This is a genomic window from Bacteroides sp. AM37-9, assembly GCF_003603455.1.
In the GTDB taxonomy this organism is placed as follows: Bacteria; Bacteroidota; Bacteroidia; order Bacteroidales; family Bacteroidaceae; genus Bacteroides; species Bacteroides xylanisolvens.
Genome location: NZ_QTNF01000004.1, coordinates 101,242 through 124,485, shown reverse-complemented (window position 1 = coordinate 124,485; position 23,244 = coordinate 101,242). Strand labels below are relative to the sequence as shown.

General features: G+C 43.1%; 16 protein-coding genes. 12 read left to right on the top strand and 4 right to left on the bottom strand.

Annotated features, from left to right (window positions below):
* The first annotated feature begins 64 nt into the window (after positions 1–64).
* From DW862_RS04395 to DW862_RS04375, 4 genes are all read left to right on the top strand, one after another.
* A complete protein-coding gene (locus DW862_RS04395) occupies positions 65–1,900 on the top strand; it encodes a DUF4980 domain-containing protein (protein ID WP_120067342.1) in 1,836 nt (611 codons plus the stop codon).
* Positions 1,901–2,332: 432 nt separating this feature from the next.
* Positions 2,333–3,499, top strand: a complete 1,167-nt coding sequence (locus DW862_RS04390; RefSeq protein WP_120067341.1) for an MFS transporter — start codon at positions 2,333–2,335, stop codon at positions 3,497–3,499.
* A gap of 35 nt (positions 3,500–3,534) precedes the next feature.
* Complete coding sequence (locus DW862_RS04385; protein ID WP_008025948.1) at positions 3,535–4,422, top strand: carbohydrate kinase; 888 nt, start codon at positions 3,535–3,537, stop codon at positions 4,420–4,422.
* A gap of 435 nt (positions 4,423–4,857) precedes the next feature.
* Entirely contained in the window at positions 4,858–7,683 is a 2,826-nt protein-coding gene (locus tag DW862_RS04375; protein WP_353844346.1) for a substrate-binding domain-containing protein, read from the top strand.
* 80 nt (positions 7,684–7,763) lie between these two features.
* Here the strand turns inward: DW862_RS04375 and DW862_RS04370 are convergent, their stop codons facing one another.
* Entirely contained in the window at positions 7,764–9,152 is a 1,389-nt protein-coding gene (locus DW862_RS04370) for an LruC domain-containing protein (protein WP_074705388.1), read from the bottom strand.
* A gap of 83 nt (positions 9,153–9,235) precedes the next feature.
* On the opposite strand from DW862_RS04370, the gene DW862_RS04365 reads away from it, so the two are divergent.
* The 4 genes from DW862_RS04365 to DW862_RS04350 all read left to right on the top strand — a co-directional run bounded on the left by DW862_RS04365 (position 9,236) and on the right by DW862_RS04350 (position 12,808).
* The gene (locus DW862_RS04365) at positions 9,236–9,574 is read left to right on the top strand and encodes an MGMT family protein (protein WP_120067339.1); all 339 of its coding nucleotides are present in this window, start codon (positions 9,236–9,238) and stop codon (positions 9,572–9,574) included.
* Between the two features lie 299 nt (positions 9,575–9,873).
* Positions 9,874–11,100: a glycine betaine/L-proline ABC transporter ATP-binding protein gene (locus DW862_RS04360; RefSeq protein WP_004321560.1), complete on the top strand. Its 1,227-nt coding sequence runs from the start codon at positions 9,874–9,876 to the stop codon at positions 11,098–11,100.
* Positions 11,097–11,921 (top strand): proline/glycine betaine ABC transporter permease, encoded by an 825-nt coding sequence (locus DW862_RS04355; RefSeq protein WP_004311730.1) that lies wholly within the window; start codon positions 11,097–11,099, stop codon positions 11,919–11,921. The genes DW862_RS04360 and DW862_RS04355 overlap by 4 nt, the downstream gene beginning before the upstream one ends.
* 20 nt (positions 11,922–11,941) lie before the next feature.
* The gene (locus tag DW862_RS04350) at positions 11,942–12,808 is read left to right on the top strand and encodes a glycine betaine ABC transporter substrate-binding protein (protein ID WP_120067338.1); all 867 of its coding nucleotides are present in this window, start codon (positions 11,942–11,944) and stop codon (positions 12,806–12,808) included.
* 152 nt (positions 12,809–12,960) lie between these two features.
* Here DW862_RS04350 and nifJ read toward each other — a convergent pair whose 3' ends face one another.
* Together nifJ and DW862_RS04340 are read right to left on the bottom strand one after the other, a co-directional pair.
* Positions 12,961–16,509, bottom strand: coding sequence for a pyruvate:ferredoxin (flavodoxin) oxidoreductase (gene nifJ / locus DW862_RS04345; protein ID WP_049703482.1), 3,549 nt, complete (start codon positions 16,507–16,509; stop codon positions 12,961–12,963).
* 32 nt (positions 16,510–16,541) lie between these two features.
* On the bottom strand, positions 16,542–17,720 hold the full coding sequence (locus tag DW862_RS04340; RefSeq protein WP_004311727.1) for an ATP-binding protein: 1,179 nt from the start codon (positions 17,718–17,720) through the stop codon (positions 16,542–16,544).
* A gap of 162 nt (positions 17,721–17,882) precedes the next feature.
* Here DW862_RS04340 and DW862_RS04335 point away from each other — a divergent pair, with 162 nt between their 5' ends.
* Complete coding sequence (locus DW862_RS04335; RefSeq protein ID WP_120067337.1) at positions 17,883–19,085, top strand: hypothetical protein; 1,203 nt, start codon at positions 17,883–17,885, stop codon at positions 19,083–19,085.
* A gap of 391 nt (positions 19,086–19,476) precedes the next feature.
* Here DW862_RS04335 and DW862_RS04330 read toward each other — a convergent pair whose 3' ends face one another.
* On the bottom strand, positions 19,477–20,943 hold the full coding sequence (locus DW862_RS04330) for a glycoside hydrolase family 10 protein (protein WP_120067336.1): 1,467 nt from the start codon (positions 20,941–20,943) through the stop codon (positions 19,477–19,479).
* A 108-nt stretch (positions 20,944–21,051) separates the two neighbouring features.
* Here DW862_RS04330 and DW862_RS04325 point away from each other — a divergent pair, with 108 nt between their 5' ends.
* The 3 genes from DW862_RS04325 to DW862_RS04315 are packed head-to-tail and all read left to right on the top strand — an operon-like array spanning position 21,052 to position 23,199.
* A complete protein-coding gene (locus DW862_RS04325) occupies positions 21,052–22,482 on the top strand; it encodes a carbon starvation protein A (protein ID WP_120067335.1) in 1,431 nt (476 codons plus the stop codon).
* Positions 22,479–22,709: a hypothetical protein gene (locus DW862_RS04320; RefSeq protein WP_004300962.1), complete on the top strand. Its 231-nt coding sequence runs from the start codon at positions 22,479–22,481 to the stop codon at positions 22,707–22,709. Before DW862_RS04325 ends, DW862_RS04320 begins: the two co-directional genes overlap by 4 nt.
* A gap of 4 nt (positions 22,710–22,713) precedes the next feature.
* Positions 22,714–23,199, top strand: a complete 486-nt coding sequence (locus DW862_RS04315) for an outer membrane beta-barrel protein (protein ID WP_004300961.1) — start codon at positions 22,714–22,716, stop codon at positions 23,197–23,199.
* The last annotated feature ends 45 nt before the right edge of the window (positions 23,200–23,244 follow it).

Sequence of the window (23,244 nt, the reverse complement as noted above, 5' to 3'; positions counted from 1 at the left end):
AGTGATAGGCGTTTCATCCCGGAGCGCCTATCTTTGCACTGTAACAACCTTAATACCATAAAGCATGAATTTAAGACTCTCTTCCAAACAAATTCAAACCTTCGCGGTTTTATTTTGTATGATTGTGATGAATATCTCTCTATCCGCCCGTGCGGACAACTCTCCTCTATTAATTAAAGATTTAGGAGAAGGACATTGCCTTGTACGTGTCAACACTAACCAGAAGTATCTGTTGTTGCCCGTAGAAGATGCATCGCCCGATGTGCGTATCAGCATGATTGTCAATAATAAAGAGGTAAAGAACTTCGATGTCCGTCTGGCCATCCATAAAGTCGATTACTTTGTTCCGGTAGACCTTTCCGACTATTCCGGCAAACTAATCTCTTTCAAATTTAAAATGAACTCCAACGACCCGGTGCGTGTCAACCTTTCGCCGGACAATACCGCTTGCTGCAAGGAAATGAAATTGTCCGATACGTTCGATACAAGCAACCGTGAAAAGTTCCGTCCCACCTATCATTTCTCTCCCCTTTACGGATGGATGAACGACCCAAACGGAATGGTATACAAAGACGGCGAATACCACCTTTTCTACCAATACAACCCTTATGGTTCCAAATGGGGAAATATGAACTGGGGACATGCCATCAGCAAAGACCTCGTAAACTGGGAACATCGCCCCGTAGCAATCGCCCCGGATGCATTTGGCACTATCTTCAGTGGCTCCGCCGTGATAGACCATCATAATACCGCCGGCTTCGGTGCAGGCGCCATCGTCGCCATCTATACACAAAACAGCGACCGTCAGGTACAAAGCATTGCTTACAGCACCGACAACGGACGTACCTTTACCAAATACGAAAACAATCCTGTATTAGTATCCGAAGCACGTGACTTCCGCGACCCGAAAGTATTCTGGTACGAAGGCACCAAACGCTGGATCATGGTATTGGCAGTAGGGCAGGAAATGCAATTCTTCTCTTCCCCCAACCTGAAAGACTGGACATTTGAAAGCAGCTTCGGCAAAGGACACGGCGCACACGGAAACGTTTGGGAATGTCCCGACTTATTCGAACTCCCGGTAGAAGGAACAAATGAAAAGAAATGGGTACTGCTTTGCAGCCTCGGCGACGGTCCTTTCGGTGACTCGGCTACTCAATATTTTGTAGGCTCCTTCAACGGAAAAGAGTTTGTAAACGAATCACCCTCCAAAACCAAATGGATGGACTGGGGAAAAGACCATTATGCCACCGTGACTTGGAGTGATGCTCCCGACAACCGCCGCATCGCTATCGCATGGATGAGCAACTGGCAATACGCAAACGATGTTCCTACCTCCCAATACCGTAGTCCGAACTCCGTTCCCCGCGACTTGAGCCTGTTTACCGTAGATGGTGAGACTTACCTCCAATCAGCTCCCTCTCCCGAACTGCTGGCTTTGCGCGATGCTTCCAAGAAACGCTCGTTCAAAGTGAACGGAACACGCACAATCAAAGAAATGATTCCCGGCAATGACGGTGCATACGAAATAGAACTGACGATTGAAAATCAACATGCAGACGTAATCGGCTTCCGTCTCTACAATGACAAAGGCGAAGAAGTGGATATGCAGTATGACATGAAAGAAAAGAAATTCTCGATGGATCGTCGCAAGAGCGGAGAGGTCAGCTTCAATGAGAATTTCCCGATGTTGACCTGGACAGCTATTGAAAGCGGAAAAGATGCATTAAAACTTCGCCTGTTTGTTGATAAATCCAGCGTTGAGGCCTTTGGAGACGGTGGACGCTTTGCGATGACCAATCAGGTATTCCCTTCGGAGCCTTACAATCATATCGACTTTTACAGTAAAGGAGGAGCTTATAAGGTAGACTCATTTGTAGTTTACAAGTTGAAACCATAAGCCCGTTCTATTCCGCTCCATGCGTTCTTTCCCTGTTTCCTTAGGGCAGAGTTTCTCTTTCCCAATGAGAGAGTACCCATAAAGCGGGGATATAGTTGCTCTAAACTTAAGCTATTGGTAATTCTTCACGGCCGTGACGAGATCCTACCACGGCCGTGGGAAGGTAACAATAACGTAGCTTTAGCACAACAAGGAACGGGATATACACCAACTATATAAAGGGCTGACGTGTACATTGAACTGATTTTACGATGAGGCGATTGACAATGTACGATTGATATTACTATTGAAATCATAAACGCCTATGTATACACGGCTAATTCGTAATACTGACTTCAATTGTACATCGTAAATCATCTGATCATAAATGAAACACTCTAATCGTACGTCTGATGATTTTTAGAATTACTACTTAATATAAAAGATAAATCAATGGAAAATAGTAAAAACTCTTCCCTTTCCAAACTAATCCCGGTGATGCTTTGCTTCTTCGCCATGGGATTCGTTGACCTGGTAGGCATTGCCTCCAATTATGTGAAGGCAGACCTCGGTCTGTCGGACTCGCAGGCGAATATCTTCCCTTCACTGGTATTCTTCTGGTTCCTGATTTTCTCCGTACCCACAGGCATGCTGATGAGCCGCATCGGTCAGAAGAAAACCGTGTTGCTTAGTTTGATTGTCACTTTTGCTTCTTTGTTATTGCCGGTTTTCGGAGACAGCTATATGCTGATGCTGATTTCTTTCTCCCTTTTGGGTATCGGAAATGCATTGATGCAGACTTCCCTGAATCCGTTGCTTTCTAACATCGTACGTGGCGACCGTTTGGCAAGTAGCCTGACTTTCGGCCAGTTTGTGAAAGCCATTGCCTCTTTCCTTGCTCCTTATATTGCCATGTGGGGAGCAACACAAGCCATCCCGACTTTCGATTTAGGCTGGCGCATCCTGTTCCCGATTTATATGATTGTAGCCGTCATTGCTATCCTGTTGCTCAATGTCACACAGATTAAAGAGGAAAAAGAAGAAGGTAAACCGTCTACTTTCGGACAATGTCTCGCTTTGCTTGGCAAACCGTTTATCCTGCTTTCTTTCATCGGTATCATGTGTCACGTTGGAATTGATGTGGGAACAAATACCACTGCCCCCAAGATTTTGATGGAACGTCTCGGCATGGGCCTTGATGATGCGGCTTTTGCAACAAGCCTTTATTTCATCTTCCGTACGGCAGGCTGCTTCCTCGGTTCTTTCATTTTACGTAAGATGTCACCGAAGTCTTTCTTCGGGATTAGCGTTGTGATGATGCTGATAGCGATGGCAGGTTTGTTTATATTCCATGACAAGACAATGATTTATGTATGCATCGGTCTGATTGGTTTCGGTAACTCCAATGTGTTCTCCGTAGTCTTCTCGCAGGCATTGCTTTACCTGCCGGGTAAGAAAAATGAAGTTTCCGGTCTGATGATTATGGGACTGTTCGGCGGCACGGTATTTCCGTTGGCTATGGGAGTAGCATCCGATGCCATGGGACAGAGTGGGGCAGTAGCCGTAATGACAGTGGGCGTGCTTTATCTCTTGTTCTATACGTTCCGTATTAAAAAATAATTTTATAACTTTGGAAACAATAAAATCCGTAGATCATGAATAATATAATCGTAGGAATGGGCGAGGCACTTTGGGATGTGTTGCCCGAAGGAAAGAAAATAGGTGGTGCTCCGGCAAACTTTGCCTATCATGTATCACAGTTTGGTTTTGACAGTCGCGTGGTGAGTGCCGTGGGCAAGGATGAGTTGGGAGATGAGATTCTGAACGTATTCAACGAGAAGAAACTGAAAACGCAGATTGAACAAGTGGATTATCCTACCGGTACGGTACAGGTGACACTGGATAACGAGGGTGTACCTTGTTACGAAATCAAAGAAGGCGTGGCATGGGATAACATACCTTTTACGGATGAACTGAAACGTTTGGCATTGAGTACGCGTGCCGTTTGCTTCGGTTCCCTGGCTCAACGTAATGAAGTGAGCCGTGCCACTATCAACCGTTTTCTGGATACGATGCCCGATATAGACGGACAACTGAAAATCTTTGATATTAATCTCCGCCAGGACTTCTACACCAAAGAGGTATTGCGCGAATCTTTCCGCCGTTGCAACATTCTGAAGATAAACGACGAAGAACTGGTGACCATCAGCCGTATGTTTGGCTATCCCGGCATCGACTTACAGGATAAATGTTGGATTCTGTTGGCAAAATACAACCTGAAGATGCTGATTCTGACTTGCGGAATTAATGGCAGTTATGTGTTTACCCCGGGTGTTGTCTCTTTCCAGGAGACACCGAGAGTTCCGGTTGCCGATACGGTGGGGGCAGGTGATTCCTTTACGGCTGCTTTCTGTGCTTCCATTTTGAATGGAAAACCGGTTCCCGAAGCTCACAAACTTGCTGTTGAAGTTTCTGCTTATGTCTGCACGCAAAGCGGTGCAATGCCCGAACTTCCGCAGGTTTTGAAAGACAGACTAATGTAATTGTTTGATGGAAAGTAAGTATAGAGGTATATCTCATTCCGTGGGAATATACCTCTTGTTCTTTTTGCATGATTCGTATGATATGAGAGGTAGGGGTATAAAAAAAGGAGCAACGCCTTGCTCCAACCTTTGTTAACCTTAAATCTAATACTATGAAAAACACATTGCAAAGATACGGACTTCTGCTAAATCTGCAAATAATCCAAATAAAAAGAGATGTTTTATAACATTTATTGAGTGTTTGTCTTACGCTTTATACTTTTGTTAATAGTTTCCGGTTGAATATTGGGAACTGTTTTGCATTTCTTTGGAGGGTAATGATGAGAATAATTGGGTGATAGATAGCATACTCACAGTTTTATTTCTTATTTTTGTTCTCAATCGTCCATTTGGGTCATAGAAAGAAATACGAAAAAAATGAGAATGATTAGAATGATGGGATATACAAAGTGGATAGCAGTCTTGCTCTGTCTTCTTGGCATGACGGCTTGTCGGCAGGATGCACCGCGTTTCCGTATCGGGGTGGCGCAATGTAGTGATGACTCCTGGCGGCATAAGATGAATGATGAAATTCTTCGCGAAGCAATGTTCTACGATGGGGTATCGGTTGAAATCCGGTCGGCTGCGGATGATAATCGCAAACAGGCGGAAGACGTTCATTATTTTATAGATGAAGGGGTTGACTTATTGATTATTTCTGCCAACGAAGCGGCCCCCATGACTCCGATTGTAGAGGAAGCCTATCAAAAGGGAATACCTGTCATCCTGGTAGACCGGAAGATTCTTTCTGATAAATATACTGCCTATATCGGTGCCGACAATTATGAAATAGGACGTGCGGTAGGTAATTATATTGCGTCAAGCCTGAAAGGAAAAGGGAATGTGGTGGAACTTACCGGACTGGGTGGCTCAACTCCTGCCATGGAACGCCATCAAGGATTTATGGCTGCTATCAGTAACTTTCCGGATATCAAACTGATTGATAAAGCGGATGCTGCGTGGGAGCGTGAACCGGCGGAAGTGGAAATGGATAGTATGCTCCGTCGGCATCCGAAGATAGACGCCGTGTATGCGCATAATGACCGTATCGCTCCGGGAGCTTATCAGGCTGCAAAGAAAGTGGGACGGGAGAAGGAAATGATTTTTGTCGGTATCGATGCTCTCCCCGGCAAAGGCAACGGATTGGAAATGGTACTCGACAGTGTGTTGAATGCTACTTTTATTTATCCGACCAATGGCGACAAAGTGATGCAACTGGCAATGAATATCCTTGAGAAAAAGCCTTATCCCCGGGAAACGGTCATGAACACTGCGGTGGTCGACTGTACGAATGCGCATGTCATGCAACTTCAGACAACTCACATCTCGGAACTGGATCAGAAGATTGAAACATTGAACGGACGTATCGGCGGATATCTGTCTCGTGTTGCTACACAGCAGGTGGTGATGTATGGCGGTTTGGTCATTCTTCTATTGGTGGCAGGCTTATTATTGGTAGTCTATAAATCTCTCCGTGCTAAAAATCGTCTGAATAAGGAACTTTCCGAGCAGAAGAAACAGTTGGAAGAGCAGCGGGACAAGTTAGAGGAACAACGCGACCAATTAGAAGAACAGCGGGACAAACTGGAAGAGCAACGGGATCAGCTCATCCAGCTTTCTCATCAACTGGAAGAGGCAACGCATGCCAAACTGGTTTTTTTCACAAATATATCTCACGATTTCCGTACTCCGCTGACATTGGTTGCCGATCCGGTAGAACATTTATTGGCCGATCATACACTAAGTGGAGATCAGCATCGAATGTTGATGCTGATTCAACGAAACGTGAATATCCTTTTGCGTCTTGTTAATCAGATTCTGGATTTCCGTAAATACGAGAACGGTAAGATGGAATATACACCTGTTCAGGTAGATGTTCTTTCCTCTTTTGAGGGCTGGAACGAATCATTCCTTGCAGCGGCCCGGAAGAAACACATTCATTTCTCTTTTGATAATATGCCGGATACGGATTACCATACATTGGCGGATATGGAAAAGTTGGAACGTATTTATTTTAATCTGCTTTCCAACGCGTTCAAGTTCACACCGGAAAATGGAAAGATAACGGTTCGTTTATCTTCCTTAACGAAAGAGGATACTCGCTGGATTCGTTTTACTATAGCCAATACCGGTTCAATGATTTCCGCCGAACATATCCGGAGCATTTTCGATCGTTTTTATAAAATAGACATGCACCATGCCGGTTCGGGAATCGGACTTGCATTGGTCAAAGCTTTCGTTGAATTGCATAAAGGTACAATTTCTGTGGAAAGTGATGAAAAGCAGGGCACTGTTTTTACCGTTGATTTACCGGTACAGACTTGTGAGACTATTCTGGCCGAAGATTCTCTAAAGTCATCAATCTCTGCAGTTCCTTTAAATCTTGCTTCTCCCGGTTCTCCCGCCTCTTCCGACCTGAATGGAACTTTTGCTGTCGAAGAAGAGGAACTGGAAAAAGGCTATGATTCTTCCAAGCCTTCCGTTTTGGTAATTGATGATAATGCAGATATCCGTTCGTATGTACGCGGATTACTCCATACCGATTATACTGTAATTGAAGCAGCAGACGGTTCGGAGGGCATCCGTAAAGCAATGAAATATGTCCCGGACTTGATAATCTCTGATGTGATGATGCCTGGTATTGATGGAATAGAGTGTTGTCGTCGGCTGAAAAGCGAACTGCAAACCTGCCATATCCCTGTCATCTTATTGACAGCCTGTTCTTTGGATGAACAACGGATTCAGGGATATGACGGAGGTGCGGATTCTTATATCTCCAAGCCCTTCAGTTCGCAATTGCTGTTGGCACGCGTTCGTAATCTGATAGATTCACATCGCCGCCTGAAACAGTTCTTTGGTGACGGACAAACGTTGGCGAAAGAGGATGTTTGCGATATGGATAAAGACTTTGTGGAAAAATTCAAGGCTTTGATTGAAGCAAAGATGGGAGACTCAAATTTGAATGTAGAAGATTTGGGTAAGGATATGGGATTAAGTCGTGTGCAGCTCTATCGCAAAATAAAATCCCTGACTAATTATTCTCCGAATGAATTGCTTCGCATCGCTCGTTTAAAGAAAGCTGCTTCCTTGCTTGCTTCGTCGGATATGACAGTGGCGGAGATTGGTTATGAAGTCGGTTTTAGTTCTCCTTCTTATTTTACCAAATGCTATAAAGAGCAGTTTGGCGAAAGTCCGACAGATTTGCTGAAAAGGAAAGGATAGAATCAAAACTATTCACGTCAGAATACAATAAATCCCGGTAACTTGAATTTTCAATGTTTACCGGGATTTATTGATATGTGTTAGTTATGAATCAATAAACTTTTATCTGCGTTTCCTTGGTTATACCAGTTTTGTTCGTTTTTGCCACTACTTTGCGCCCATTTTGCGAATCCTTTATAGGCTTCCAAGAAATTAGCTTTTTCAATAGCATGCGCTGCGTTGCCTGGTACTCTTAATCCCCAAATCAGGCGTCCTGCACTAAAATAATAATTATCATCTTCTTCGTCCCCGTTTGTATATACCGGTAGCAGATTTTTATCATTGAATGGATATTGGTAAGTGATCGGTTCAATACCATTCATATGGATTTCTGTTCCGCTATCATTACGTTTTAAATACAAGTCGAATTCATCGCCTTCTAATATTTCCTTTACTTCTTTTCTCTTCTTTAGGGTGATCAGAATATTGATCTCCGGTAAATCACTTGTTGCTACCAAAGCATTCTTTTCTGTATTATAATATTGGCTGCCTGCAGGTTTAGCCAGATTCTTAATTAAAGGGCTGTAATCAATGATAAGATGTTTATTGGGGACAAGATCTACTCCGTCGATCGCAGGAATCACATTTTTAGTTTCATAAACTTCTATACTTTCCACTTCGTCAGAATCTATTTCTTTCAGTCTTAAATAAGGAGAATAAGGGAATATTCCTCCGATAGCTTTTAGACGTAATCCTATTTGTATATACTGCGCAGTGTATTTTTTGTCAACCTTTTTAATACCTTGGAACTGCACCTTATAATTGACTACAAAATCATTAAAGTCATAATCTCCTAATGATGGGAATTGGTCTTCAAACATGATTGTTCCCCAACCATCTTTGGGATGAGAGATGACTCCTTTTGACAATTGGATGTCATCTTCTATATCATGCCCACGAGTGATTGACCGGGTGGTGTTAGATTTGGATTTGGCATCATTAGCAATGTTCAGTGAGAAACTTCTATCTGCATTTACAGGTATGGCTACTTTTTTGATTTCATTGGTGCTGGTTTTGTACTGGGCATACAATGTATTTACGTAGGTTGGGATGCTCAAAGGGAGACTTGAAATTTCTGTATCTACAGGAATGTCGGCTATTTTCTCTTCTTTACTACATGCTTCATCTAAAAAGAAGGAAACCATAGTGGGGGTAGTAGCAGCTACTGTTCCTGCGGCTACTTGAGTTAATTTCCATTGAAAGCCTGCGGGTATATTCAGGTCTTTTACTTGAATTTCTTTTTCGGGTTGTTTACTTTCATCATAAAGGTTCTTCTCACAGGAGCTGAAAGCGAATACTCCAAATAAACAAGAAGCGAATAGAATTGTCTTCTTTTTCATAACAGCAGTGCTTGTTTTGTTAATAATAGGGTTGCTTTTAATGGGTACAAAGGTCGGGATTATTTGTAAATAAAGCAAATAAAGTTGCATATTTTATTTGAAATACTTTTATTATTTGCAAATTCTTTCCTTTTTATCTAGTTTTGGAACTGAAATAAAGTAATGTTTGAGTGATGAAAGATTATAAAGTAGACAAAGCGAGTCTCTCCGCATCCTTTTGTCAAGAGGTGTATCAGGTTGTTCGGGAAATTCCGGTAGGTAAAGTTTCTACCTATGGGGGAATTGCCGCATTATTGGGAATGCCTCAATGTTCCCGTATGGTGGGGCGTGCCTTGAAACAGGTTCCGGATGATTTATCTACGCCTTGTCACCGGGTTGTCAATGCATCGGGACGCCTTGTTCCGGGTTGGACAGAGCAGAAACAACTCTTGTTGGAAGAAGGGATCTCTTTCAAGCAAAATGGATGCGTAGACTTGAAAAAGCATCTTTGGAATTACTCCGTATCTGAATGAAATTTGCATATTTAATCTATTTTCCTTACCTTTGTGCCAACAATATGCAAGAACAGACTGTTATTTATTTATGAAAATACTGTTTTCTACTGTTCATTGAGAGGATAATCTTATCAAATTCTATTCCTTTTAAACTACTCAGTCTGTCTTTTAAAACCATTTTAAAAAACGTCGGATCGTCATGTTGTCATGTGACATGACTGAACCATGCGAACATTCAACTTGTTTATCGTAAGTGAGAATGAGGAACGCAGCAGTTGAAAACAAAACAACTATTATAATCTAAACCAATATATTATATGAGTAAAATAGAAATAAAGGATTTGTACCTTATCTTTGGTAACGAGAAGCAGAAAGCCCTCAAGATGTTGAAAAAAGATAAGAGTAAAGAGGAAATTCTGAAAGATACCGGTTGTACGGTAGGAGTGAAAGATGCCAATCTTTCAATTAATGAAGGAGAGTTTTTCGTGATAATGGGACTCTCGGGAAGTGGAAAATCGACATTACTGCGTTGTATCAATCGTCTGATACGTCCTACTGCCGGGCAAGTGCTTGTAAACGGAGTAGATATATCTAAAATTTCCGAAAAAGAATTATTGCAGGTTCGTCGGAAAGAGCTGGCGATGGTTTTCCAGAATTTCGGTCTGTTACCTCACCGTTCCGTATTGAGCAATATCGCGTTCGGCCTCGAACTTCAGGGAGTGAAGAAAGAGGAACGTGAGAAGAAAGCGATGGAAAGCATGAAGCTTGTCGGATTGAAAGGATATGAAAATCAGATGGTGGGCGAGCTTTCCGGTGGAATGCAACAGCGTGTCGGACTGGCCCGCGCTCTGGCTAATAATCCCGAAGTACTTCTAATGGATGAGGCTTTCTCTGCGCTCGATCCTCTGATTCGTGTGCAAATGCAGGATGAACTGCTGGCTTTGCAGTCGAAGATGAAAAAAACAATTGTCTTTATTACCCATGACTTGAGTGAAGCGATTAAACTGGGCGACCGTATTGCTATTATGAAAGACGGAGAGGTGGTGCAGGTAGGTACTTCAGAAGAAATACTGACCGAACCGGCTAACGATTATGTAGCCCGTTTTGTTGAAAACGTGGACAGGAGTAAAATTATTACCGCTTCTTCTTTAATGATTGACAAACCACTGGTGGCCCGTCTGAAGAAAGAGGGACCTGAAGTATTGATTCGTAAGATGCGTGCGAAGAATATCACCGTATTACCTGTCATAGACGCCGATGATAAACTGGTCGGAGAAGTACGTCTGAACGACCTGCTTAAGTTACGTAGCAGACAGGAAAAATCCATTGAAACGATTGTGCGTACCGAAGTACATTCTGTATTGGAGGATACAGTGTTGGAGGATATACTTCCTTTAATGACAAAGAGCAATTCGCCGGTATGGGTGATTGATGAGACGCATGAGTTTTTAGGAACAATCCCGCTTTCCTCCTTAATCATCGAAGTGACGGGGAAAGATAAAGAAGAAATAAACGAAATAATTCAAAACGCAATAGATTTATGATAAATATAGGACAATATATAGAGACGGTCATCAATTGGATGATGGTACATTTTTCCACTTTCTTTGATGCCATAAATGCAGGCATCGGTAGTTTTATTATAGGATTCCAACACGTACTTTTTGGAATACCTTTTTATATAACCATTCTAGTGCTTGCTGCACTCGCATGGATGAAGGCAGGACGTGGTACGGCAATTTTCACCGCATTGGGATTATTACTGATTTATGGAATGGGATTTTGGGAGGCTACTATGCAAACCCTGGCTCTTGTTTTTTCATCTACCTGTCTGGCCCTGATTGTTGGTGTACCTTTAGGAGTGTGGACGGCAAACAGTCCGCGTGCAGAGAAAATACTTCGTCCTGTTCTCGACTTGATGCAGACGATGCCTGCTTTTGTTTATCTGATTCCTGCCGTTTTATTTTTCGGATTGGGAGCAGTGCCGGGAGTGTTTGCCACCATTATCTTTGCTATGCCTCCTGTGGTCCGCCTTACCGGATTGGGAATACGGCAAGTTCCTAAAAATGTAGTGGAAGCTTCCCGTTCGTTCGGAGCTACCCGTTGGCAGTTATTGTATAAAGTGCAGCTTCCTTTGGCGTTGCCCACTATCCTGACTGGTGTCAACCAGACAATAATGATGTCGCTTTCTATGGTTGTCATTGCTGCCATGATTGCTGCCGGTGGTCTGGGAGAAATTGTATTGAAAGGTATTACCCAAATGAAAATCGGACTTGGGTTTGAAGGTGGTATAGCAGTTGTTATTTTAGCTATTATCTTAGACCGTATCACACAAGGAATGGCAGGACGAAAAAATAAGAACTAAACGGAAAGGATAAAATACGTATGAGAATATATAAAATAGTAGGAATAGTATTGTCAGCTATGCTTTTGCTAGCTTCCTGTACTAATTCAGGCTTAGAGAAAAAGAAAGTAAAAATAGCCTATGCCAATTGGCTGGAAGGTATTGCCATGAGTCATTTGGCCAAGGTGGTATTGGAAGAGCATGGATATGAGGTTGAATTGCAAAATGCTGATCTTGCCCCTATTTTTGTATCTATGTCAGGAAAGAAATCTGATGTCTTTCTGGATGCATGGTTACCAATAACGATGAAAGATTATATGAATCAGTATGGAGACAGCATCGAATTTTTGGGGGAGGTATATGGAGAAGCCCGTGTAGGACTGGTTGTTCCTCAATATGTTACGATCCAGTCTATTAGTGAGCTGGAAGCTAATAAAGACCGTTTCTCTTCTGAAATAGTAGGAATTGATGCGGGAGCAGGGATAATGAAGACGACCGATAAGGCCATTGCTGCTTACGGACTTGATGGGTATACCCTCATGACTTCAAGTAGTTCCACCATGCTGGCTTCTTTGAAAAAAGCGATGGACAAAGGAGAATGGATTGTCATTACGGGGTGGACACCGCATTGGATGTTCGACCAGTTTGACTTGAAATTCTTGGATGATCCGAAGAAAGTATATGGAGACTTGGAAGAAATACATGCTATTGCATGGAAAGGATTCAGTGAGAAAGATCCGTTTGCTGCCGAATTCTTTGGCAACATTAAACTAACGACAGAAGAACTTAGCTCTTTTATGACAGCTATGAAGGATGCCCGGATGGATGAAGAAGAAATAGCCCGCAAATGGAGGGATGAACATCGGCAGTTGGTGGATAGTTGGATTCCGAAGTCAGAGAATAAATAGATTGGAGCATTGTGATTCTTAATTTTAAATATAAAATAGACATGAACTCTAGTGGGAAAAAGGGAGTACTGTTTATGTTAGACAGAGTTCATACAATAAAAAAACGGTAATCTTCTACAAGATTACCGTTTTATATTTATAGGGTATTACTATTATTCAGCACCCCAGTTTTCTCTAGCCAAACGTTTGTAGCTGTTGTAACGCCATTTAGCGTTTTCTTCAGCAGCTTTGAACAGTTCTTCAGCTTCAGTAGGATATTGTTTCATTACAGAAGCGTAACGAACTTCACCCTTCAAGAAACCTTGGAAATCTTCCCAGTTCGGTTCTTTGCTATCCAATTGGAATGGGTTCTTGCCTTCTTCTTCCAAAGCCGGGTTGTAACGCCACAAGTGCCAGTAACCGCACTTAACAGCTTTTTCTTCTTCTTCCTGGCTCTTACCCATACCTGCTTTCAGACCGTGGTTGATACATGGAGCATAAGCGATAATCAAAGATGGTCCTGGATATGCTTCAGCTTCACGGATAGCTTTCAGAGTTTGAGCTTGGTCAGCACCCATAGCGATCTGTGCAACATATACATAACCGTAAGTAGTAGCCATCAGACCGAGGTCTTTCTTACGTACGCGCTTACCAGCAGCAGCGAACTTAGCGATAGCACCTACCGGAGTAGCTTTAGAAGACTGACCACCTGTGTTAGAGTAAACTTCAGTATCCAGAACGAGGATGTTAACGTCCTTACCGGAAGCGATTACATGGTCAAGACCACCATAACCGATATCGTAAGAAGCACCGTCACCACCAATGATCCACTGGCTGCGTTTTACAAGATATTGTTGCAGTTCAGCGATTTGTTTGCAGTGGTTACATTTATCCTTGTTAGCTTCAACAACCGGAATGATCTTAGCAGCCAATTCCTTAGTCTTGTCCGCATCCAGCATATTGTTGATCCATTCAGCGAACAGTTCTTTCACTTCAGCAGGAGTGCAATCAGCAGCAATAGCCTCGTTCATCACTTTCACGAGACGAGCACGCATCTTTTCGTTAGCCAATTCCATACCCAAACCGAATTCACAGAAGTCTTCGAACAGTGAGTTAGCCCAAGCAGGACCGTGTCCGTTTTCGTTTGTAGTATACGGAGTAGAAGGAACAGAACCAGAGTAGATAGAAGAACATCCAGTAGCGTTAGCAACCATTTCACGGTCACCGAACAATTGAGAAATCAATTTCACGTATGGAGTTTCACCACAACCAGAGCAAGCGCCGGAGAACTCAAACAACGGAGTAGCGAACTGTGAGTTCTTCACGTTAGCCTTGATATCAACAAGATGTTGTTTAGTCTTCACGTTTTCAGCACAGTAAGTCCAGTTTTCAGCTTGAGCCAATTGGCTTTCGAGGTGTTTCATTGTCAATGCTTTGCCACCCTTCTTCGGATTACCCGGACAGATGTCAGCACAGTTACCGCAACCCAGACAGTCGAGAACGTCCACCTGGATACGGAATGTCATACCGTCGAATGCTTTACCTACAGCTTTCAGTTGTTCGAACTTAGCACCCTTCTGCTCTTCAGCGTCGAGTACGAACGGACGGATAGAAGCGTGAGGACAAACGTATGCACACTTGTTACACTGGATACAGTTTTCAGCATTCCATTCAGGAACGAATGCAGCTACACCACGTTTTTCGTATTTAGCAGTTCCTTGATACCAAGTACCGTCTTCGATACCCTTGAATGCAGATACCGGCAACAAGTCACCGTCTTGTGCATTGATCGGACGAACTACTTCGTTGATGAATGCAGGATCGTTGTTTTCAGCTTTTGCGTCATCCGGAAGGTTAGCCCAAGCAGGATCAACAGCCAAAGTCTTGTATTCACCACCACGGTCAACGGCAGCATAGTTCTTGTTAACAACGTCTTCACCCTTCTTGCCGTAAGACTTAACGATGAATTTCTTCATCTGCTCAACAGCTTGTTCTACAGGAATAACGCCTGTGATACGGAAGAATGCAGATTGAAGGATTGTGTTGGTACGGTTACCCAAACCAATTTCCAGTGCAATTTGTGTTGCGTTGATATAGTATACAGAAATGTTGTTCTGTGCGAAATATTTCTTAACCTTGTTAGGCAGGTTCTTAGCCAGTTCTTCACCTTCCCAGATTGTGTTCAGCAGGAAAGAACCGTTCTTACGCAAACCACGAGTTACATCGTACATGTGCAGGTAAGCCTGAACGTGACAAGCAACGAAGTTCGGAGTGTTTACCAAATAAGTAGAACGGATCGGATTATCACCGAAACGCAAGTGAGAACAAGTGAAACCACCCGACTTCTTAGAGTCATAAGAGAAGTAAGCCTGGCAGTGTTTGTCAGTGTTGTCACCGATAATCTTTACAGAGTTCTTGTTAGCACCTACTGTACCGTCAGCACCCAAACCGTAGAATTTAGCTTCGAACATACCTTCGCCGCCTAAAGCGATTTCTTCTTTTTGAGGAAGAGAAGTGAAAGTAACGTCGTCTACGATACCGATAGTGAAGTGGTTCTTCGGCATTGGCATAGCCAAGTTTTCGAATACTGAAAGAATTTGAGCAGGAGTAGTATCTTTTGAACCCAAACCGTAGCGACCGCCAACGATAACCGGAGCATTTTCTGCACCGTAGAAGCAGTCTTTAACGTCAAGGTAAAGAGGTTCACCGTTAGCACCCGGTTCTTTAGTACGGTCAAGAACTGCGATAGTCTTAGCAGTCTTAGGTACAGCAGCCAAGAAGTGTTTAGCAGAGAACGGACGATACAGGTGTACGGCAACCATACCCACTTTTTCGCCGTTTGCTACCAGGTAGTCGATAGCTTCGCGGGCAGCTTCTGTTACAGAACCCATAGCGATAATTACGCGTTCTGCATCTTCTGCACCATAGTAATCGAACAAACCGTATTTACGACCTGTGATCTTAGAAATTTCATTCATGTATTCTTCTACGATAGCAGGAACTGCTTCATAGTAGTTGTTGCATGATTCACGATGTTGGAAGAAATGGTCAGGATTTTCAGCCATACCACGAGCTACCGGTTTCATCGGGTTCAGTGCGCGGGCACGGAATTCAGCCAAAGCTTCCTGGTCGATCAGCGGAGCAAGATCATCATTTTCCAACATTTCAATCTTTTGGATTTCGTGAGATGTACGGAAACCATCGAAGAAGTTCATGAACGGAACGCGAGATTTGATGGTAGCCAAGTGAGCAACACCAGCCAAATCCATAACTTCCTGTACAGAGCCTTCAGCCAACATAGCAAAGCCAGTCTGACGAGCTGACATTACGTCTTGGTGGTCACCGAAGATACACAATGCGTGAGAAGCCAATGTACGAGCAGACACATGGAATACGCAAGGCAAGAACTCACCGGCAATTTTGTACATGTTAGGGATCATCAGGAGAAGACCCTGGGAAGCAGTGTAAGTAGTAGTCAACGCACCAGCCTGAAGAGAACCGTGAACTGCACCGGCAGCACCACCTTCAGATTGCATTTCCTGTACTAATACTGTTTCGCCGAAGATGTTCTTACGTCCTGCGGCAGCCCATTCGTCTACGTACTCAGCCATAGTCGAAGAAGGAGTGATGGGGTAGATAGCTGCTACTTCAGAGAACATATACGAGATATGCGCTGCAGCTTGGTTACCATCACAAGTGATGAATTTCTTCTGTTTAGTCATAACTAAATTAAATATTTAAGTAAATAAATCTTTTAATATAAAAAGCCGAACATCCAGAGAGGTATCTGGTTGCCCCGACCTATTTCAGCCTTATGCAACGCGTACGTTACATTCGGATTGTTCTTGATCTTTGCGCCTTCCTGGCAAATTTTGAACGGCATTACTTCGTCTACCATAAAAGAGACGTTTTTATCTCCTTTATGTACCTTATGGTCTTTCCATAAAGAATTTGCAAAGAATGTGTCGAGCACATCCTGCTCTTCCACTTTCACCGGATAGATGGAATACATCAGGTTGGAGTTGTGCATCATTATCTTTGAAGGTTTTTTAGGGAATTCTTCCCCTTTCGGATAAACCAGATTAATGAGTCGCGCATCTGCCAGATACTTGATATAGTTCATCACCGTGGCGCGAGATGTCTGTATGTCGCTTGCCAGTTGGCTCACATTTGGAGCTTTCGGCCCGTCGACAGCGAGCAAATATAGCAATTTTTTTATCTTTGAAAGATATTTCAGTTCAATTTGTTTGATGAGAAGTATATCTACTTCCACCATCATGTTCATCGTTTTCAGCAGATTCTCCGAAAAGTTACGTTTTTCAAGGAAGAACGGATAGAATCCGTGGTGCAGATAATCCTGAAAATAATCCAACGGACGGACTTTGGAGAGTACTCCTTTGGCAATCTGTTCGTGAGTGCTAAGAATTTCTTCGAGGCTATATGCCCTGAATTTCATGCCTGTTTGCAAGTTTAGGAATTCACGGAAAGAGAATCCACGCAGGTTATAGCTCTTGGCGATATCACGTAATTCAAGATTTTCTTCTTTCAGTCGCATCACGGACGAGCCGGTGAAGACAATTTTCAGGTTAGGAAAACGGTCGTAACACATGCGTAACTCTTTGCTCCATTCCGGATGTTTGAACACCTGGTCGATCAACAATACTTTTCCGCCACGTTTCTGAAATTCGTTGGCGAAGTCTACAATGCTGTGGCCCGAGAAATAGAAGTTGTTCATGTTGATGAACAGACAGGAACGGTCGTTCCCGAATTTCTCTTTGGCGTATTGGAGAAGGAAAGTGGTTTTTCCTACGCCACGTGTCCCTTTGATACCAATCAGGCGGTCGCTCCAGTCGATCTCGTCCATAAGATCGCGGCGAACGGGGGCATTGGTGTGCTCAACGAGGTAGGCGTGTGTGCGGTAGAATGATTCCATTTCAGTTCTTTGTTTTTCGGGTGGCAAATATACTGCTTTTTTTAGGATTTGCAAAGTAGAGATGGCAAAATTGTGTGTTTAATTCCAACTTTCTGTTTATTGTAGTCATTCCTGACTATTTCCTGTATATATTTGCAGAATAAAGTTTTGAATTCATTTGAAATGACAAAAAAGGCTCTTTATATATTCAATCCGGAACATGACTTGGCGTTGGCTAGCGGTGAAACAAATTATATGGCTCCGGCTTCTGCCAGACGTATGGCTTCCGAGTTGGCTTTGCTTCCGATGTGGTATGCAGAGGAGGGGAGTGCTGTATTAGCTCCTTCCGCTTATAATCTCGGCTATGTGAAGAAGATACAGGAATTATTAGGACTTTCGGTTGATTTGATGACAGAGCCGGAACTTGCTATTGAACCGAATTTGGATATTCGTCCTTGGGGATGGGATGTAGCTTTGCGGAAACGGCTTTCAGGGCTGGGCATGGATGAAGCCCTGCTTCCTTCTATGGAGCAATTAGACGGTTTGCGGGAATACTCCCATCGTTCTAAAGCCGTCTCATTGCTTCCGGAATTACAACTGAATGAATATTTCTGCGGAGAATCTTATTATTTGAAGACACAAGAAGAATGGAAAACCTTTGTGGAAGAGCGGGAATGCTGCCTGTTGAAAGCTCCGCTTTCGGGAAGCGGTAAAGGCTTGAACTGGTGTAAAGGCATATTTACTCCTTTTATTTCCGGTTGGTGTACGCGTGTGGCTGCTTCGCAGGGTGGAATCATTGCGGAACCTATATATAATAAGGTAGAAGACTTTGCCATGGAGTTTTATTCCGATGGTACAGGTGAAGTGACATTTATGGGATATTCTCTCTTCCATACCGGAAAGAGTGGAATGTATGAAGGGAATCGTTTGCTTTCTAATGAGGCAATCTGGAAACAACTTTCGCAATATGTCCCTTCAAAGGTTCTGACGGATTTGGAGAACTGTTTGAAATACAGACTTTCTGCGTTGGTAGGAACCGTTTATAAAGGTTATCTTGGAGTTGATATGATGATTTGTCGGTTTCCGGAAAATGAAAAGCCGGTTTTTCGGATTCATCCCTGTGTGGAAATTAATCTGCGCATGAATATGGGAGTTGTTGCGCGTTTTTTATATGACCGTTATGTACGTTCTGGTTCAACAGGGCGTTTTGTGATTGATTATCATCCTTCGGAAGGTGAAGCCTTGCAGGAACATGAACGAATGTCTGCAACTTATCCGTTGGAAATCAGGGAAGGTAGAGTGTACTCCGGTTATTTACCTTTGGTTCCTGTTCATAGGAGAAGTTGTTATCGGGCGTGGATATGGGTAACTCCTGATAATATTTAACTTACGGTATCAGATAGCCTTTATCGTCGATCTGCTTCAATGTCGCTTCTGCCGTGTAATCCGCGTCTAAATATATTCCTTTTTGCACCGGATTTGAATAGATATTAGATGCATCGGAATTTTATTTACTCTAGTAACAAAGAAAAAACGCTTAGTAGTAGAGTTCTATCTGACACCCGGGTCTCAATGGTACTGACACCCGGGTGTTGGCATACCTGAGACCCGGGTGTCATAGATGCTGAGACCCGGGTCTCAGATAGATTGTTTATACAGTGGAGAAAAATCTAAACTATATTATTTAATTTCTTTCCGTGCGGATCAGTTCATTTCTGCACCGTTTCACTCATTTCTATACCGTTTTGAAACAATAAGTCGATTCTAAATACCAGGTTTACTGCTGATCCGTTTGTTCCTGTGTCTCTGTACTTTCATTTCCATAGCGGTCAATAGCGGTCACTGCGAAATGCTTTTTTGTATTCCACGGCAGGATAGGGGCATACACGTAACTAGTTTCTCGGATATTTTGCGCAATGATATTTTCCGGTCGGTTGATATCTACCGGATAATCGTTAGAAGCATAAATAACATACATGGGCTTGTTGCGCTGATCGTTATCAGTAGCAGCTTGCCAGGTTAATTCCGTATATCCATTATCAATATGAGTAATTTTCAGTGCAGAAGGAGCAGTTGGCGCAACATTATCTAACCAAGGCATCGGAGGCTGTAAAGCAGGGTATGCATAAAAATTCTCGGATAATTCATCATAAATACCCTGTGTATTCTCCATCAGGTATTTCACCCGGTAATGCCCTTCACCCGCCATTTTCTGCTTGCGGATAAAGTTCATCTGACGATCTATTTCGTCGCGTGTCCATTTACCTTCATCGGGATGGAGAAAATAAATGCCGAGTCCCGGAATCACCTGCCGTCCGTTGCTCTGTTCCTGCCAGTCGAGGGCAAAAGGGTAGAAATTGTTTCCCTGAAAATACATCATCGGATAAATTTGATCCATAATACCTTCTCCCATCCAACCTTGCGGGTCCTGATAAACGGTAAAGAAAGCATTCCATCCCCGGGAGGGGTAACGAGAAGTATCACGGTATTTACCTACCGGGCAGGTACTTACTTTCACCCAAGGCTTCATAGCTTTTACACCTTTATATATATAACGTACAATTTCGGAGATATTATCCCGGCGCCACTGATCTAGGGTGCGTCCTTTATTATATCGGCGGAAATCATATTTATCAGGAAAAAGAGGAGCATTCTCCGGATAACGCAGATAGTCGAAATGCACTCCGTCCACATCATAACCGCTAACGACTTCCCGCACCAGTTTCATCAAGTACTCCTTCGTTGCCGGATGTCCCGGATTGAGGAAATATTCGCGCTTGTAAGGAACGCATATTTCTTTCATCCGCTTGGTGACAGACTGACTGCCGAGCGAAGCAACATGCTTCTTATTTCCTAGTGGGATAGTTACCATCCAGGCATGACATTCCATCCCTCGCTTATGACATTCTTCAACGGCAAAAGCCAGTGGATCATATCCTGGATTTCCTCCTGTCTTTCCGGTCAGGATCGAATTGAAAGGTTCGATTGCCGAAGGATATAATACATCTCCACGAGTACGGGTTTGAAATAGGATAGTGTTGAAGTTGGCAGCCTTCAACTTATCAAGAATATCTATTAACTCTTCTTTCTGCTTGCGGATTGTTTGAGGGGTTGTTGCACGTGTGCGAGGCCAATCCAGTCCGTACACCGCTGTCACCCATGCGGCACGAACTTCGTGCTTGGGTTGCGCAACAATTGAGAGGAAAGGAAACAAAAGTGAAAGAATGAAAATAGTATAGCGCATATCCTTTATTTTTTGTTTTAAATCCCTGCAAAGTTAGTAAAAGTGTCGGTATTGTTGGGCTGTTTCGTGAGATTATGTTACATTTGCCAAGTTAAAAAACGACACGCTATGATTACATTTACTCTATGCCTGCTGGCGTTGATAGTAGGCTATTTTACGTATGGACGCCTCATGGAACGCGTCTTTGGTCCTGACGACCGTAAAACACCGGCTCTTACCAAGGCGGATGGAGTGGACTATATTCCATTGCCTACCTGGAAGATTTTCATGATTCAATTTCTTAATATTGCCGGATTAGGTCCTATTTTCGGGGCAATCATGGGAGCGAAATTTGGTAGCTCTTCATACTTGTGGATTGTGCTGGGAAGTATTTTTGCGGGGGCAGTGCATGATTATTTTGCCGGAATGCTTTCTTTGCGTAATGGAGGTGAAAGCCTGCCGGAAATAATAGGCCGCTATTTGGGACTGACTACCAAGCAGGTGATGAGAGGATTCACTGTCATTTTAATGATTCTGGTGGGTTCGGTTTTTGTTGCAGGTCCTGCCGGATTGTTGGCTAAACTGACACCGGAAAGTTTGGATGCTACGTTTTGGATTATCGTTGTATTTGCATATTATATTCTGGCTACTTTGCTGCCTGTTGATAAAATAATAGGTAAAATCTACCCATTGTTTGCGGTTGCCTTGTTGTTTATGGCAGTAGGCATTTTGGTGATGCTCTATGTTAACCATCCGGCTTTGCCGGAGTTATGGGACGGATTGCAAAATACTAACCCGGAAGCGAGCGAACTTCCTATCTTCCCGATTATGTTTGTGAGTATTGCTTGTGGTGCCATTTCAGGTTTCCATGCTACGCAAAGCCCATTGATGGCCCGTTGTATGACTTCGGAACGGCATGGACGTCCGGTATTTTACGGTGCAATGATTACCGAGGGCATTGTTGCTCTTATTTGGGCTGCTGCCGCTACTTATTTTTTCCATGAAAACGGAATGGAAGAAAGCAATGCTTCTGTTATCGTTGATGCTATTACAAAAGAATGGTTGGGAGCAATCGGCGGAGTACTTGCCATTTTGGGAGTGATTGCAGCTCCGATAACTTCGGGAGATACGGCCTTCCGTTCTGCCCGTCTGATTGTGGCAGATTTCTTGGGGATGGAGCAAAAAAGTATGCGCCGTCGTTTGTACATTTGTATTCCGATGTTTGTAGTAGCTATTGGTTTGCTTTTGTATAGTTTGCGTGATGCAAACGGATTTAATATGATATGGCGTTATTTTGCCTGGGCAAATCAGACATTGGCTGTGTTTACCTTGTGGGCTATAACAGTTTTTCTGGCGGTATCCAAGAAACCTTATATCATTACTTTGGTACCGGCACTGTTTATGACATGTGTATGTTCTACTTATATATGTATTGCTCCTGAAGGATTAGGACTCTCGCATACAGTCTCCTATGGCGTTGGTATAGCGTGTGTAATGGTTGCGACTGTTTGGTTCTATATCAGGATAAATAAGCAAAAAACAAGAAAATTATCAGAATGAAGAAAATAAGAAAATCAACAGGAGTGGCGCTTGCATTCCTTATTTATGTATCCGTAACAGCGGCTTATTTGTTGCCTCGTAATACGGAAGTCAGCCTGACAGAGAAAATAATTACGGTGGCAGTTTCTTATGTCATCGTCCTCCTTCTTTGGCTGGTGCTTCGGAAAAAGGAACAAATGCGCGAACGCCGCAAAAAAGACGAACAATCTATTCACTTAAAAAAGTAAGTTTATGAAGAAATTAGCTTTGGCTCTTTGCTTATTGGCAGTCTCTTTTACTGCACAAGCGCAATTTGAGAAAGGAACTACGATTATTAATCCTTCATTGTCGGGGTTGGACTTTTCGTATAGTAAAAACGATAAAGCAAAGTTTGGAGTTGGTGCACAGGTCGGTACATTCTTTGCCGAGGGTATTGCCTTGATGGTAAATGCCGGAGCCGACTGGTCGAAACCGGTAGATGAGTATACACTGGGCACAGGAGTACGCTTCTACTTCAATAAAACCGGTATCTATCTGGGTGGTGGACTCGACTGGAACCGCTTCCGTTGGAGTGGTGGAAAACATCAGACAGACTGGGGACTGGGTATCGAAGCCGGATACGCTTACTTTCTTTCGCGTACGGTAACCATTGAACCTGCCGTTTATTATAAATGGCGTTTCAATGATGGAGATATGTCACGTTTCGGTGTGAAGATTGGATTCGGTTTCTACTTGTAAGAGAGATTGATTTTTTTCATATATTAAGCCCTTGCAGATATAGAA

Bases quoted from the DNA above. Each gene is read 5' to 3' on its own strand.
- DW862_RS04395 (WP_120067342.1), top strand. From the start codon at position 65: ATGAATTTAAGACTCTCTTCCAAACAAATTCAAACCTTCGCGGTTTTA.
- DW862_RS04390 (WP_120067341.1), top strand. From the start codon at position 2,333: ATGGAAAATAGTAAAAACTCTTCCCTTTCCAAACTAATCCCGGTGATG.
- DW862_RS04385 (WP_008025948.1), top strand. From the start codon at position 3,535: ATGAATAATATAATCGTAGGAATGGGCGAGGCACTTTGGGATGTGTTG.
- DW862_RS04375 (WP_353844346.1), top strand. From the start codon at position 4,858: ATGGGATATACAAAGTGGATAGCAGTCTTGCTCTGTCTTCTTGGCATG.
- DW862_RS04370 (WP_074705388.1), bottom strand. From the start codon at position 9,152: ATGCAACTTTATTTGCTTTATTTACAAATAATCCCGACCTTTGTACCC.
- DW862_RS04365 (WP_120067339.1), top strand. From the start codon at position 9,236: ATGAAAGATTATAAAGTAGACAAAGCGAGTCTCTCCGCATCCTTTTGT.
- DW862_RS04360 (WP_004321560.1), top strand. From the start codon at position 9,874: ATGAGTAAAATAGAAATAAAGGATTTGTACCTTATCTTTGGTAACGAG.
- DW862_RS04355 (WP_004311730.1), top strand. From the start codon at position 11,097: ATGATAAATATAGGACAATATATAGAGACGGTCATCAATTGGATGATG.
- DW862_RS04350 (WP_120067338.1), top strand. From the start codon at position 11,942: ATGAGAATATATAAAATAGTAGGAATAGTATTGTCAGCTATGCTTTTG.
- nifJ (WP_049703482.1), bottom strand. From the start codon at position 16,509: ATGACTAAACAGAAGAAATTCATCACTTGTGATGGTAACCAAGCTGCA.
- DW862_RS04340 (WP_004311727.1), bottom strand. From the start codon at position 17,720: ATGGAATCATTCTACCGCACACACGCCTACCTCGTTGAGCACACCAAT.
- DW862_RS04335 (WP_120067337.1), top strand. From the start codon at position 17,883: ATGACAAAAAAGGCTCTTTATATATTCAATCCGGAACATGACTTGGCG.
- DW862_RS04330 (WP_120067336.1), bottom strand. From the start codon at position 20,943: ATGCGCTATACTATTTTCATTCTTTCACTTTTGTTTCCTTTCCTCTCA.
- DW862_RS04325 (WP_120067335.1), top strand. From the start codon at position 21,052: ATGATTACATTTACTCTATGCCTGCTGGCGTTGATAGTAGGCTATTTT.
- DW862_RS04320 (WP_004300962.1), top strand. From the start codon at position 22,479: ATGAAGAAAATAAGAAAATCAACAGGAGTGGCGCTTGCATTCCTTATT.
- DW862_RS04315 (WP_004300961.1), top strand. From the start codon at position 22,714: ATGAAGAAATTAGCTTTGGCTCTTTGCTTATTGGCAGTCTCTTTTACT.